Source organism: Pseudomonas sp. LS2P72 (genome assembly GCF_054897865.1).
In genome coordinates this window covers 4,280,564-4,293,689 of record NZ_CM142708.1, presented here as the reverse complement: position 1 = coordinate 4,293,689, position 13,126 = coordinate 4,280,564, and the positions used below count along the sequence as shown (strand labels likewise).

At 57.8% G+C, this 13,126-nt stretch carries 13 protein-coding genes; 6 read left to right on the top strand and 7 right to left on the bottom strand.

What is annotated here, in order from left to right:
• Positions 1–12: 12 nt before the first annotated feature.
• Positions 13–207, bottom strand: coding sequence for a hypothetical protein (locus ACYZUA_RS19550; RefSeq protein WP_033056474.1), 195 nt, complete (start codon positions 205–207; stop codon positions 13–15).
• Positions 208–267: 60 nt separating this feature from the next.
• Here ACYZUA_RS19550 and thpR point away from each other — a divergent pair, with 60 nt between their 5' ends.
• The gene (gene thpR, locus ACYZUA_RS19545) at positions 268–807 is read left to right on the top strand and encodes an RNA 2',3'-cyclic phosphodiesterase (RefSeq protein ID WP_461960215.1); all 540 of its coding nucleotides are present in this window, start codon (positions 268–270) and stop codon (positions 805–807) included.
• A gap of 253 nt (positions 808–1,060) precedes the next feature.
• On the opposite strand, the gene ACYZUA_RS19540 is transcribed toward thpR, so the two are convergent.
• From ACYZUA_RS19540 to ACYZUA_RS19520, 5 genes are all read right to left on the bottom strand, one after another.
• A complete protein-coding gene (locus ACYZUA_RS19540) occupies positions 1,061–2,158 on the bottom strand; it encodes a polyamine ABC transporter substrate-binding protein (protein WP_461960214.1) in 1,098 nt (365 codons plus the stop codon).
• 251 nt (positions 2,159–2,409) lie between these two features.
• A complete protein-coding gene (locus ACYZUA_RS19535; protein ID WP_007999976.1) occupies positions 2,410–3,294 on the bottom strand; it encodes an ABC transporter permease subunit in 885 nt (294 codons plus the stop codon).
• Positions 3,291–4,172, bottom strand: coding sequence for an ABC transporter permease subunit (locus tag ACYZUA_RS19530; RefSeq protein ID WP_461964052.1), 882 nt, complete (start codon positions 4,170–4,172; stop codon positions 3,291–3,293). The genes ACYZUA_RS19535 and ACYZUA_RS19530 overlap by 4 nt, the downstream gene beginning before the upstream one ends.
• Positions 4,173–4,201: 29 nt before the next feature.
• Entirely contained in the window at positions 4,202–5,344 is a 1,143-nt protein-coding gene (gene potA, locus ACYZUA_RS19525; RefSeq protein ID WP_461960213.1) for a polyamine ABC transporter ATP-binding protein, read from the bottom strand.
• A 333-nt stretch (positions 5,345–5,677) separates the two neighbouring features.
• Entirely contained in the window at positions 5,678–6,439 is a 762-nt protein-coding gene (locus tag ACYZUA_RS19520; RefSeq protein ID WP_461960212.1) for a gamma-glutamyl-gamma-aminobutyrate hydrolase family protein, read from the bottom strand.
• 280 nt (positions 6,440–6,719) lie between these two features.
• Between ACYZUA_RS19520 and ACYZUA_RS19515 the strand changes: the two genes are divergently transcribed.
• The 5 genes from ACYZUA_RS19515 (at position 6,720) to ACYZUA_RS19495 (ending at position 12,462) form a co-directional block, all read left to right on the top strand.
• A complete protein-coding gene (locus ACYZUA_RS19515) occupies positions 6,720–8,096 on the top strand; it encodes a glutamine synthetase family protein (RefSeq protein WP_436274089.1) in 1,377 nt (458 codons plus the stop codon).
• A gap of 189 nt (positions 8,097–8,285) precedes the next feature.
• Entirely contained in the window at positions 8,286–9,776 is a 1,491-nt protein-coding gene (locus tag ACYZUA_RS19510; RefSeq protein ID WP_461960211.1) for an aldehyde dehydrogenase, read from the top strand.
• 52 nt (positions 9,777–9,828) lie between these two features.
• Positions 9,829–11,115, top strand: coding sequence for an NAD(P)/FAD-dependent oxidoreductase (locus ACYZUA_RS19505; RefSeq protein WP_461960210.1), 1,287 nt, complete (start codon positions 9,829–9,831; stop codon positions 11,113–11,115).
• Between the two features lie 438 nt (positions 11,116–11,553).
• Positions 11,554–12,102 (top strand): cupin domain-containing protein, encoded by a 549-nt coding sequence (locus tag ACYZUA_RS19500; RefSeq protein ID WP_007895886.1) that lies wholly within the window; start codon positions 11,554–11,556, stop codon positions 12,100–12,102.
• Between the two features lie 84 nt (positions 12,103–12,186).
• Positions 12,187–12,462 carry a hypothetical protein gene (locus ACYZUA_RS19495; RefSeq protein ID WP_461960209.1) on the top strand — a complete coding sequence of 92 codons (276 nt, stop codon included), beginning with the start codon at positions 12,187–12,189 and terminating at the stop codon, positions 12,460–12,462.
• Between the two features lie 84 nt (positions 12,463–12,546).
• Here the strand turns inward: ACYZUA_RS19495 and ACYZUA_RS19490 are convergent, their stop codons facing one another.
• Positions 12,547–13,080: a hypothetical protein gene (locus ACYZUA_RS19490; protein ID WP_461960208.1), complete on the bottom strand. Its 534-nt coding sequence runs from the start codon at positions 13,078–13,080 to the stop codon at positions 12,547–12,549.
• Positions 13,081–13,126: the final 46 nt, after the last annotated feature.

Sequence of the window (13,126 nt, the reverse complement as noted above, 5' to 3'; positions counted from 1 at the left end):
CCAACAAAAGGATCACTCCGGTGTCGGGGTGATCCTGCAACTCTTGCGATTACGAATTTCGCTGTCCGTCGGTCGCTCTTTGATGAACTCGAAGCGCGGCTCTCCTTCGTTGTAATGAACCAGCCAGCCCCATTCCAGCTCGGACTCATCCTGACCGGGTTTCGGTGGTACGGCCCACCATGGCTCCTTGCTGATGATCTCGCGCATGGCCCCCTCCAGTTGAATCGTTTGCATGAACTATAACTTGGATGTCAGGAGGTGCCAGATATGAGCGACGAATCCCATGAGCCCTTAAAACGACTGTTTTTTGCCCTGAACTGCACGCCCGAGCAACGTCGGGCCATTGCCCAATGGCGCAGCGCACTTGAGCTCAGGAGTGGACGCCCGGTGCCGGTAGAAAACTTTCATCTGACGTTGTTGTTTTTGGGTGCTGTCGAGGTGGCGAAAATCGCCGATATCTGCACGGCCGCCGCCAACGTTCGAACGCCGGGTGTGCCTTTGAAGGTTGCGCTTGATCGGCTGGATGTCTGGCGCAGGGCAGGGGTGTTGGTGCTCGCGCCGGAGCAGGCATCACCGGAGTTGCTGCGGCTGGTTTATGCGCTTGAGCAGGCCATGCTGCCGTTCGGGTTTGAGGATTCGCCGAAGGAGTTTCGGCCGCATCTGACGCTGATGCGTGATTACCGAGTGCCGGTGCCTGAGTCCGCGACGCCGCCCGAGTTCTATCTGCGCGCCGATCACTTCACCCTGTTCGAATCCCACAAGGGCCGTTACCGAGCGCTTGCCGAATGGCCGCTCGTCCCATCATAAAAAAAGGCGCCCGAGGAGGGCGCCCAAACTCACCTTAACCGAGGAAGCCAGGTGAGGCCGTTCTGCAGATAGGAGTGCAGCGGTGGTAAGGCGCTGCGTGAACGGAAATCTTTGAATCCTGATTGATGTTGGATGTTATGGCCTCATCGCGAGCAAGCTCGGCTCCTACAGGATCAGCGTCGCTCACCATTTTGTGTTCCACCACAGACCCCTGTAGGAGCCGAGCTTGCTCGCGATGGCGGCTTCGAGTGAATTATTTTCCGAGCTTCACCCGCGTCCAGCCCCGGGTCATCACCCGCTGAACGCCGATCGGCATATCCGGAATCGCATACAACGTCGCCATCACAGCCTGCGACGGGTACGACCCCGGATCATCGCGAATCGCTTCATCCACTAAAGGCGTGGCCGCCGAGTTGGCGTTGCTGTAGCCGATGTTGTTGGTGATCTCGGCGATGATGTCCGGGCGCATCAGGAAGTTCATGAACAGGTAGGCGTTTTCCACGTTCGCCGCGTCCCGAGGGATAGCGACCATGTCGTAGAAACTGCCCGCGCCTTCCTTGGGAATGCTGTAGTCGACCTTCACCTTATCGCCCGCTTCCTGGGCGCGCGCCTTGGCTTGCAGCACGTCGCCGGAGTAACCGACGGCGACGCAGATGTTGCCGTTGGCCAGGTCCGAGATGTATTTCGACGAATGGAAGTACGCCACCGAAGGACGAATCTTCATGAACAGCGCTTCAGCCTCAGCGATCTGCTCCTTGTTCTGCGAGTTCACCGGGTAACCCAGATAGTGCAGGGCGGCCGGGAGCATCTCGGTCGGCGAATCAAGGAAACTGATGCCGCACGCTTTCAGTTTCTCAGCGTTTTCCGGTTTGAACAGCAGGTCCCAGGAGTTGGTCGGCGCGTTGCTGCCGAGCACTTCCTTGACCTTCTCCGGGTTGAAGCCGATGCCGATCGAGCCCCACATGTACGGGAAGGCGTGACCATTGTCCGGGTCGCTGGCGGCAGCATTTTTCAGCAGGACCGGGTTGAGGTTTTTCCAGTTCGGCAGCTTCGACTTGTCCAGTTCCTGATAGACACCAGCCTTGATCTGCTTGGCCAGGAAACTGTTGGACGGCACGACGATGTCGTAGCCGGATTTGCCTGCCAGCAGGCGTGCCTCAAGGGTTTCATTGCTGTCGAACACATCGTAGGTCACGCGGATACCGGTCTCGTCTTCGAACTTCTTGACGGTGTCCGGGGCGATGTAATCCGACCAGTTGTAGACGCGCAGTACCTTGTCATTGGCCTGGGCGCCGGTGGCAATCGCGCCCAATAAGGACAGTGTCAGCAGAGTCCTGCCAAACATTTTCATCGGTACAACTCCATTTCTCTTTTTATTCAAAATCACACAGCAAAAATGCAGTGAACACAAAACCTGTGGAGTAAACCCAATACCTGTGGCGAGGGGATTTATCCCCGCTGGGCTGCGAAGCGGCCCCAAACCCTGCAACCGCGGTGCATCAGGTACACCGCATTCACTGGTTTTACGACTGCTGCGCAGCCGAACGGGGATAAAACCCCTCGCCACAGAATCTCCTTCGCCACAGTTATCTCAACACGACACTAGGCCGTCGCTCCAGCCATTTGCTTTTTAGGTTGCTGCCAGGATTCGCTGGCGGTCTGGTCCATCGCTTCCTGGATCGCCCGTTTGCGGGTCGCTTCGGCGCGGCGGCTGAAGTACCAGACCATGAAGGTCACGATCGATACGGCGAGCAGGATCAGGCTGGCCACGGCATTGATCTCAGGCTTCACGCCCAGACGCACCGCCGAGAACACTTCCATCGGCAGGGTCGTCGAACCCGGGCCGGAGACGAAACTCGCCAGCACCAGGTCATCCAGCGACAGGGCAAACGACATCATGCCGCCGGCCGCCAGTGACGGCGCGATCATCGGAATGGTGATCAGGAAAAACACCTTGAACGGCTTCGCCCCGAGATCCATGGCCGCTTCTTCGATGGACAGGTCCAGTTCACGCAAACGCGCCGAAACCACCACCGCCACATACGCCGCACAGAACGTGGTGTGGGCGATCCAGATGGTGACGATGCCCCGTTCCTGCGGCCAGCCGATCAGCTGCGCCATCGCCACGAACAGCAGCAACAGCGACAGACCAGTGATCACTTCCGGCATCACCAGCGGCGCCGTCACCAAACCACCGAACAACGTGCGGCCCTTGAAGCGCGTCACGCGAGTCAGCACAAACGCCGCCAACGTCCCCAGCGCCACCGCGGCAATCGCGGTGTAGCAGGCGATTTCCAGCGAGCGCACCACCGAGCCCATCAGTTGCGAGTTATCGAGCAGGCCGGCGTACCATTTGAACGACCAGCCGCCCCACACCGTCACCAGTTTGGAAGCGTTGAACGAGTAGATCACCAGAATCAACATCGGCAGGTAGATAAACGACAGGCCGAAAATCAGCATGAACTTTGAAAATCCGAAGCGTTTCATCCCCGTGCCTCCATCTCTTTGGCCTGGCTGCGGTTGAACAGCAGAATCGGCACAATCAGGATCAACAGCATCACCACCGCCAGGGCTGACGCCACCGGCCAGTCGCGGTTATTGAAGAACTCTTGCCACAGCACGCGACCGATCATCAGGGTCTCCGGGCCGCCCAACAGCTCCGGAATCACGAACTCACCGACCACCGGAATGAACACCAGCATGCAACCGGCGATGATCCCGTTCTTGGCCAGCGGCACAGTGATTTTCCAGAAGTTGTTGAAGTTGCTCGAGCCCAGGTCAGAGCCGGCTTCCAGCAGGCTTTGATCGTGCTTGACCAGGTTGGCGTACAGCGGCAGCACCATGAACGGCAGATACGCATACACCACGCCGATATACACAGCGGTATTGGTGTTGAGGATCTCGATCGGGTGATCGGTCAGCCCCGTCCACATCAGGAACCCGTTGAGCAAACCGTTGTTGCTGAGGATGCCCATCCACGCATAGACGCGGATCAGGATCGCGGTCCAGGTCGGCATCATGATCAGCAACAGCAGGACGTTTTGCGTTTCCTTGCTCGCCTTGGTGATCGCGTAGGCCATCGGGAAACCGATCACCAGGCACATCAGCGTGCTTAAAAACGCGACCTTCAACGAGCCGAAGTAGGCCGAGATGTACAACTCATCCTGAGTCAGCAGCGAGTAGTTGCCGAGGTTCAGCAGCAGCTGAAATTTCTGCTCGGCGAAGGTGTAGATCTCTGAGTAAGGGGGAATGGCCAGGGCCGCTTCCGAGAAGCTGATCTTCATCACCAGGAAGAACGGCAGCATGAAGAACAGGAACAGCCACAGGAAAGGAATCCCGATGACGAGCTTTCGACCACTCGGCATCAGCCGCATAAACCGCTGATTGAGTGTTCTCATGAGCGCAGTACCACGCCGCTGTCGTCTTCCCACCACACGTAGACCTTGTCGTCCCAGGTCGGACGCGCGCCACGGCGTTCGGCGTTGGCCATGAACGACTGCACAACCTTGCCGCCAGGCAGCTCCACGTAAAACACCGAGTGACCGCCGAGGTAGGCAATGTCATGCACCTTGCCGCTGGACCAGTTGTAGCGGGTATCGGGTTGGGTGGTGCTGACCAGCAGTTTTTCCGGGCGGATGGCGTACGTGATCGACTTGTCCTGCACCGAAGTGCTGACGCCGTGACCGACGTAAATCTTCTGCTCCAGGTCCGGGCTGTGGATGATCGCGTGACCTTCAAGGTCTTCCACAACCGTACCGTCGAAGGCGTTCACGTTGCCGATGAATTCGCAGACCATGCGGCTGACCGGCGCTTCATAAATGTCCACCGGACTGCCGATCTGCGCGATCCAGCCCAGGTGCATGATCGCGATGCGTTGGGCCATGGTCATGGCCTCTTCCTGATCGTGGGTCACCATCACGCAGGTCACGCCAACGCGCTCGATGATCTCAACCAATTCCAGTTGCATCTGCGAGCGCAGCTTTTTATCCAGCGCGCCCATCGGTTCGTCGAGCAGCAACAGTTTCGGACGCTTGGCCAGGGAACGAGCCAGGGCCACGCGCTGACGTTGACCGCCGGACAACTGATGGGGTTTGCGCTTGGCGTACTGGGTCATGTGTACCAGTCGCAGCATCTCTTCAACGCGGGCGTCGATTTCGCTGGCGGACAGACGATCCTGCTTCAGGCCGAAGGCGATGTTCTGCGCCACCGTCATGTGCGGGAACAGTGCGTAGGACTGGAACATCATGTTGATTGGCCGTTCGTACGGCGGCATGTCTGTGATGTCGACACCGTCGAGCAGAATCCGCCCTTCGGTCGGGCGCTCGAAGCCTGCGAGCATGCGCAGCAGGGTCGATTTACCGGAACCGGAACCGCCGAGCAGGGCGAAGATTTCCCCTTGATGAATCTCAAGCGAGACATCGTCCACCGCGATGGTTTCGTCGAATTTCTTGGTGACGCGGTCGACTTTCACCAGCACCTTTTTCGGTGCCTGGTGACCTTCAAGAGCCTTCCTGTAGATGCTGGAGGCGTTTGCCATGTGAAACTCCCAACAGGTTTCAGTCGTCGGGCCAACGCGGCCTGACTTAATAGTTGATTGCAAGCCCTGGCCGGGTACGGTCCCTGTAGGAGCCGAGCTTGCTCGCGATGAGGCCCTGACAGCCGACATCAATGTTGAATGTTCGGCCACCATCGCGAGCAAGCTCGGCTCCTACAGGTTTATCCATACCGGCCTGGGCTTATTCGGCGCCGCCGTCCTGGCTGCCTGGTGGTACTTGTTGTTATCGCGTTTGTTGTTGTCGTGAGGGACCAGCGCGCAAAGGCACGCCCGCCTGACTCACGGGGCAGTAAATTGATTTAGTCGTGTTTGAAGTCAGCGCCTGTTACGTAACGCCGCCCGTTGCCGGCATGCATCGCCAAACGCCTGGAAAATACTCAAGTAAGGAGGATTCGACAGAACCTGCCATTCCGGGTGCCATTGCACGCCAACGGCGAAGCTCGGGCTGTGTTCAACCGAAATCGCCTCGATCAAACCGTCCGGCGCAATCGCTTCGGCGCGCAGGCCGGGCGCCAGTCGGTCGATGCCTTGGCTGTGAATCGAATTGACCTGGAACACCTGCGGCAAATCCAGCGCCTCGAACACACCGCCCGGTTGCATGTTGACCGCATGCGCCGGTGCGTATTGCACCGCCAGGTCTGGGTGATTCGCTTCCCGGTGATCAAGCATGCCCGGGAGTTCGTGGACCTTCTGATGCAGGCTGCCCCCGAACGCGACGTTCATTTCCTGAAAGCCCCGGCAGATGCCAAGCACCGGCACGCCCGCCGCAATGGCCGCACGCAATAAGGGAAGGGTGGTGGCATCCCGTTGCGGATCGTGATCCGTGCCGGGGGCGCTGTCGGGGCCTTGATAGTGGAAGGGTTCCACATTCGAGGGCGAACCGGTCAGCAGCAGACCGTCGAGCTGCGCGAGCAGGTCATCGATTTCGGTCCAATCGCCTAAGGAAGGAATGACAACCGGCAGCCCCAACGCCGCGACGCTGACAGCACGCAAGTACTTGTCGCCGCTGACATGGTAGGGGTGCAGGCCTATCTGTTTGACGCACGCAGTAACACCGATCAATGGCTTGAGTGCCATTTTTATCACCTCGAAGTTTCACACTTGAACGAGCTTTTCCGGAGCTTAGCCTTGTTGATTTTAATTAACAACTCTCATGTAAAAAATTCTAAACGCCGTGCGTCCGATCTTCAGGGTTTACACGGTGCGTAAGGCTGATTTGGCACTCTCGTGCCCAAGAAAGGCCCGAAAATAAAGGTTGAGAGGCCAGGTGTTCGCTATTGACTTCACTTTGCCGTTCGGGTTGACTGGGCTCGCAACAACGTAGTGAACATAATAATTAACAGCTAATAGGTGCATCATGTCGGTCCCTCTGCGTACCGTTCAACTCAACGAAGCAAACGCATTCCTTAAGAAATATCCTGAGGTTTTGTACGTCGACCTTCTGATTGCGGATATGAACGGTGTGGTGCGCGGCAAGCGCATCGAGCGCACCAGTCTTCATAAGGTTTACGAAAAAGGCATCAACCTCCCGGCGTCGCTGTTTGCTCTGGACATCAATGGTTCTACGGTGGAAAGCACCGGCCTGGGTCTGGACATCGGTGACTCAGACCGAATCTGCTTCCCCATCCCGGATACGCTCAGCATCGAGCCTTGGCAGAAGCGCCCGACTGCGCAACTGTTAATGACCATGCACGAACTCGAAGGCCAGCCGTTCTTCGCCGACCCTCGCGAAGTGTTGCGTCAGGTCGTGAGCAAGTTCGATGACATGGGCCTGACCATCTGCGCCGCGTTCGAACTCGAGTTCTATCTGATCGACCAGGACAACGTGAACGGTCGCCCGCAATCGCCACGTTCGCCGGTGTCGGGCAAACGTCCGATGTCGACTCAGGTCTACCTGATCGACGACCTCGACGAATACGTCGATTGCTTGCAAGACATCCTCGAAGGCGCGAAAGAGCAGGGCATTCCTGCGGACGCCATCGTCAAGGAAAGCGCCCCGGCGCAATTCGAAGTGAACCTGCATCACGTCAATGACCCGATAAAGGCCTGCGACTACGCGGTGTTGCTCAAGCGTCTGGTGAAGAACATCGCCTACGACCACGAGATGGACACCACCTTCATGGCCAAACCGTATCCGGGCCAGGCGGGCAATGGTTTGCACGTACACATTTCGATTCTCGACAAAGAAGGCAACAACATCTTTGCCAGCGAGGATCCCGAGCAGAACGCCGCGCTGCGACACGCGATCGGCGGTGTGCTCGAGACCCTGCCGGCACAGATGGCGTTCCTCTGCCCGAACGTCAACTCGTACCGTCGCTTCGGCGCGCAGTTCTACGTGCCGAACTCGCCGAGCTGGGGCATCGACAACCGTACCGTCGCGGTACGTGTGCCGACCGGTTCGCCGGACTCCGTGCGCATCGAACACCGCGTGGCGGGCGCCGATGCCAACCCGTACTTGTTGATGGCGTCAGTGTTGGCCGGTATTCACCACGGTTTGACCAACGAAATCGAGCCGGGTGCACCGGTTGAAGGCAACAGCTACGAGCAGAACGAGCAGAGCCTGCCGAACAACCTGCGCGATGCTTTGCGTGAGCTGGACGACAGCGAAGTCATGTCGCGCTACATCGACCCGATGTACATCGACGTGTTCGTGGCGTGCAAGGAAAGCGAGCTGGCCGAGTTCGAGAACTCCATTTCGGACCTTGAGTACAACTGGTACTTGCACACGGTTTGATGGGCCTCCGCGGGCGATGTGTCGGACACAGAAAATGTGTACGCCACATCCCCCTGTAGGAGCTGAGCTTGCTCACGATGACGGCGGCACATTCAACATTGATGTCGCCTGATATACCGCTGTCGCGAGCAAGCTCGGCTCCTACAGGTTCTCCGACAACTACTTATTCCTCTGCGTCGAGTCACAACCATGACAAACACTCGCAGCGACTGGGAACAACGCTTCCAGTCCCTAACCATCGAAGGCCGCGCATTCATCGACGGCCAATACTGCCCGGCACTCAGCGGCGACACCTTTGAATGCATGAGCCCGGTCGACGGCCGCTTCCTGGCCAACGTCGCCAGCACCGACGAAGCCGACGCCAATGCGGCCGTCGCCGTCGCGCGCCGCACCTTCGAATCCGGCATCTGGGCCAAACTCGCCCCAGCAGAACGCAAGCGCATCCTGATCCGCTTCGCCGACCTCATCCTGGCCAACCAGGAAGAACTCGCCCTGCTCGAAACCCTCGACATGGGCAAGCCGATCAACGACTCGATGAACATCGACATCCCGGCGACCGCCAACGCGATCCGCTGGAGCGCCGAAGCCATCGACAAGATCTACGACGAAGTCGCCGCCACACCCCACGACCAACTTGGCCTCATCACCCGCGAACCTGCCGGTGTGGTCGCCGCCATCGTGCCGTGGAACTTCCCGCTGATCATGGCCAGCTGGAAGTTCGCCCCAGCCCTCGCGGCCGGCAACTCGTTCATCCTCAAGCCTTCTGAAAAGTCGCCACTGACCGCGATTCGCATCGCCCAACTGGCGCTGGATGCGGGCATCCCGAAAGGCGTGTTCAACGTCCTGCCGGGCTACGGTCACACCGTCGGCAAGGCGCTGGCGTTGCACATGGACGTCGACGTGCTGGCCTTCACCGGCTCGACCGCGATTGCCAAGCAACTGATGATCTACGCCGGCCAAAGCAACATGAAACGCGTCTGGCTAGAAGCCGGCGGCAAGAGCCCGAACGTGGTGTTTGCCGACGCGCCGGATCTGCGCGCGGCAGCACAAGCGGCGGCCGGTGCGATTGCCTTCAACCAGGGCGAAGTCTGCACCGCCGGTTCGCGCTTGCTGGTGGAGCGGTCGATTCGCGAGCAGTTCATTCCACTGTTGGTGGAAGCCCTGCAAGCCTGGAAACCGGGACATGCATTGGACCCGGAAACCACCGTCGGCGCGGTCGTCGATCAGCGTCAACTGGACAACGTGTTGCGCTACATCCAGATCGGTAAAGACCAGGGCGCGCAACTGATCGCTGGCGGCAGCCGCACCCTCGAAGCCACCGGTGGCCTGTACGTGGAACCGGCGATTTTCGACGGCGTGACCAACGCCATGACCATCGCCCGCGAAGAAATCTTCGGCCCGGTGCTGTCGCTGATCACCTTCGACACCTTCGATGAAGCGCTGGCCATCGCCAACGACAGCATCTTCGGCCTGGCCGCAGGCGTCTGGACCAGCAACCTCAGCAAGGCCCACACCTTCGCGCGCGGCTTGCGCGCCGGCAGCGTGTGGGTCAACCAGTACGACGGCGGCGACATGACCGCGCCGTTCGGCGGGTACAAGCAGTCGGGTAATGGTCGGGACAAATCGCTGCATGCGTTCGACAAATACACCGAACTCAAAGCGACCTGGATCAAGCTCTAACACCTCTACAACGGCGGTCGCCGGCACATGCCAGCGGCCATCGGAGAAACGTATGAAAACAACAACACATGTAAACAGCTACTACGCCGCCACCCGCAATTTCACCGGCGACTTCCCTGTGCTCGAACAAGCGGTGGACTGCGACGTCTGCGTGATCGGCGCCGGCTACACCGGTTTGTCCTCGGCCCTGTTCCTCGCCGAAGCCGGCTACAGCGTCACCGTGCTCGAAGCCGCCAAAGTCGGTTTCGGCGCCAGCGGTCGCAACGGCGGCCAACTGGTCAACTCCTACAGCCGCGACGTCGATGTCATCGAAGATCGCTATGGCGACAAAACCGCCGAAGTCCTCGGCAGCATGATTTTCGAAGGCGCCGACATCATCCGTCAGCGCATACAACACTACGACATCCAGTGCGACTACCGCCCGGGCGGCATCTTCGCCGCGCTGAACAAAAAGCAACTCAAAGGCCTGGCCGAGCAGAAAAGCAGCTGGGAACGCTACGGCAACAAAAACCTGAAAATGCTCGACGCCGCAGACATCAAACGCGAAGTGGGTTGCGACAACTATGTCGGCGGTCTGCTCGACATGCAGGGCGGCCACATCCACCCGCTGAACCTGGCCCTCGGCGAAGCCTCGGCCATCATCGGCCTGGGCGGCAAAATCTACGAACAATCGGCGGCCGTGGAAATCACCTACGGCGAACCGATCACCGTGCGCACCGCCAAAGGCGTAGTGCGCGCCAAATACCTGCTGATCGCCGGCAACGCCTACCTGCCGCAAGACCTCGACAACCGTGTCACGCGCAAAAGCATGCCCTGCGGTTCGCAAATCGTCGTCACCGAACCGTTGTCCGAAAAGGTTGCGCGCAGCCTGATCAAAAACAACTACTGCGTCGAAGACTGCAACTACCTGCTCGACTACTACCGCCTCACCGCCGACAACCGCTTGCTGTACGGCGGCGGCGTGGTCTACGGCGCCCGTGAACCGGACGACATCGAGCAGTTGATCAAGCCGAAAATCCTCAAAACCTTCCCGCAACTGAAGGACGTGAAAATCGACTACCGCTGGACCGGCAACTTCCTGCTGACCATGTCCCGCATGCCGCAATTCGGCCGCATCGAGAAAAACGCCTACTACATGCAAGGCTACAGCGGCCACGGCGTCACCTGCTCGCACCTGGCCGGCAAACTCATCTCGGAAATGATCCGCGGCGACGCCGAACGCTTCGACGCCTTCGCTTCGCTCCCGCACATGCCCATGATCGGCGGCCGCACCTTCCAGGCCCCACTCACCGCCATGGGCGCCGCGTATTACGCACTGCGCGACCGTTTCGGCATCTAAGCCCCGACACAGGCTCTGCTCCCACCACCGATCAAAATGTGGGAGCGGGCTTGCTCGCGATGAGGCCATATCAGTCGCTATCAATGTCGCCTGATACACCGCCATCGCGAGCAGGCTCACTCCCACAGGAGATCTACGGCATGCACAAAATGCATATACGCCCCGGCCAAAACTGTAGGAGTGAGCCTGCTCGCGATGACGCCAAATCAGCCACCATCAATACCACCTGACACTCCAAAAACTAGCATCGCTAAACGGTCTGACACGAGCACCATCAGTTTTTTTCTAACCAGTTATCGAACCTGCTGAGCAACACCACCAAACGTGATTTAATACCCGCCTTTCAAATTTCCGGGACAGGGAAGCGGTGTTCTCGCGGCCAAAAGTCGCCCGCCATCCACCCCCATAACCCTTAAGTATTCCTCGCATAAGGCTGTCATGGACACGGGCTCACGACTCAAACTAGTACGCGAAAGCTACAAACTCTCCCAGCGCGAGCTGGCCCGGCGTAGCGGCGTCACCAATGCCACCATCTCCCTGATCGAACAAAATCGCGTCAGTCCCTCCGTCAGCTCCCTCAAAAAACTGCTCGAAGGCATCCCTATGTCCTTGGCGGACTTCTTTACCTTTGATCAACCGCCCCGCGAGCATCAATACGTGTTCCGCGCCAATGAACAGCCGGATCTGGGCCGTCATGGGTTGCGGTTGCTGCTGATTGGGGCTTCGGTGCCGAGTCGGCAGATGCGGTTGTTGCGCGAGCAATACGCGCCTGGGGCGAGTTCCGGGGAAGAGCCGATTGTGCATTCGGAGGGGGAGGAGTGTGGGTTGGTTACGCGGGGCACGGTTGAGTTGACGGTTGATGGGCAGATCAGCGTGCTCAACGCGGGCGACGGCTACTACTTCCCGACGACGTTGCCGCATCGGTTTCGGAATATTGGGGCGGATGAGGCGGAGATTATTAGTGCGAATACGCCGGCGAATTTTTGATGATGAAAGTTATGTCTTTACTAGTCTGTGGGACACTGATTTAGGGCGGTTAGGGTCAGGTATGCACAACTGTTTGAGAGCGTTATGACAGAAAGTAGATACGATTTTCAATGCCGTCAGTACGTGCAGAATGCGGACGGAAAGACTAGTCATTACATTCTGCAAGTGACAGACATTACTGATGGTGAAACGGAAGTGCTTTCTGTGGCGCCTGAAGTACTGTCATCTCCCACTGCTTTGAAAATCGCTCTTCTTGATCGCAAAATTATTTACACTACTACATTGAAAAAGCATAACGATATGCTTCGCGAATTGTTCGCTCTTTCACTCGAAGCAATAGATAGTGCTCCATATGCGTGAACAAATAAGGACCTATTTATTTTCCGCGCAGGGGGCGGTGCTAGATATCATCCTGCCAAAAAATAAATAGGTCCCTGTGTTTCCTCAGCTTTCAGCTTTCAACTGCAAGCGATCTTGCTCATACACGAAAAAACCGACCCCTTGCTCATTAATCTTCTCTGATTTTGGATTCGGTGGGGTGCACTCTACGTACGCTCGCAAAACAAAATGATTCTGATCTGAGGGGTATTCTTTTAATGGTGGTAGGGCGTGAGCGATGCAGTCATTAATAATTGCTGGATAAATTTCCTCGATCGAGTTCGGACCTAAAAATCCTCCCTGATATACATAGTCCTCTTTTGATACGTGGAATGTGTTTCCTGCGGAGATTCGAAGTATAAATTTTATCTTGAATGATACTACGGCATTCCTAGCGCTAGAGTTTGTTAAAGTAACCTTGATGCGGTCACCATCTGGCGAGACAGCCACCTGGATGATCGGAAAGTGCTCGTACTGCTCTACGCGAGTTTGTAGATCGTATGTGGCGCTCGATGCGCGCTTCGCCTCTCGACGCGCATTCCAGGAGATCCACGCTGCCAATACAGCAATGGCGGTAGTAATTAAAAACTTCCAATCCATGTTTTTCTCCTCGTGTTTTTGTGCTTAAACGACATAGAAAAAGACA

Coding starts and splice junctions, on each gene's coding strand:
- ACYZUA_RS19550 (WP_033056474.1), bottom strand. CDS start 207: ATGCGCGAGATCATCAGCAAGGAGCCATGGTGGGCCGTACCACCGAAA.
- thpR (WP_461960215.1), top strand. CDS start 268: ATGAGCGACGAATCCCATGAGCCCTTAAAACGACTGTTTTTTGCCCTG.
- ACYZUA_RS19540 (WP_461960214.1), bottom strand. CDS start 2,158: ATGAAAATGTTTGGCAGGACTCTGCTGACACTGTCCTTATTGGGCGCG.
- ACYZUA_RS19535 (WP_007999976.1), bottom strand. CDS start 3,294: ATGAAACGCTTCGGATTTTCAAAGTTCATGCTGATTTTCGGCCTGTCG.
- ACYZUA_RS19530 (WP_461964052.1), bottom strand. CDS start 4,172: ATGCCGAGTGGTCGAAAGCTCGTCATCGGGATTCCTTTCCTGTGGCTG.
- potA (WP_461960213.1), bottom strand. CDS start 5,344: ATGGCAAACGCCTCCAGCATCTACAGGAAGGCTCTTGAAGGTCACCAG.
- ACYZUA_RS19520 (WP_461960212.1), bottom strand. CDS start 6,439: ATGGCACTCAAGCCATTGATCGGTGTTACTGCGTGCGTCAAACAGATA.
- ACYZUA_RS19515 (WP_436274089.1), top strand. CDS start 6,720: ATGTCGGTCCCTCTGCGTACCGTTCAACTCAACGAAGCAAACGCATTC.
- ACYZUA_RS19510 (WP_461960211.1), top strand. CDS start 8,286: ATGACAAACACTCGCAGCGACTGGGAACAACGCTTCCAGTCCCTAACC.
- ACYZUA_RS19505 (WP_461960210.1), top strand. CDS start 9,829: ATGAAAACAACAACACATGTAAACAGCTACTACGCCGCCACCCGCAAT.
- ACYZUA_RS19500 (WP_007895886.1), top strand. CDS start 11,554: ATGGACACGGGCTCACGACTCAAACTAGTACGCGAAAGCTACAAACTC.
- ACYZUA_RS19495 (WP_461960209.1), top strand. CDS start 12,187: ATGACAGAAAGTAGATACGATTTTCAATGCCGTCAGTACGTGCAGAAT.
- ACYZUA_RS19490 (WP_461960208.1), bottom strand. CDS start 13,080: ATGGATTGGAAGTTTTTAATTACTACCGCCATTGCTGTATTGGCAGCG.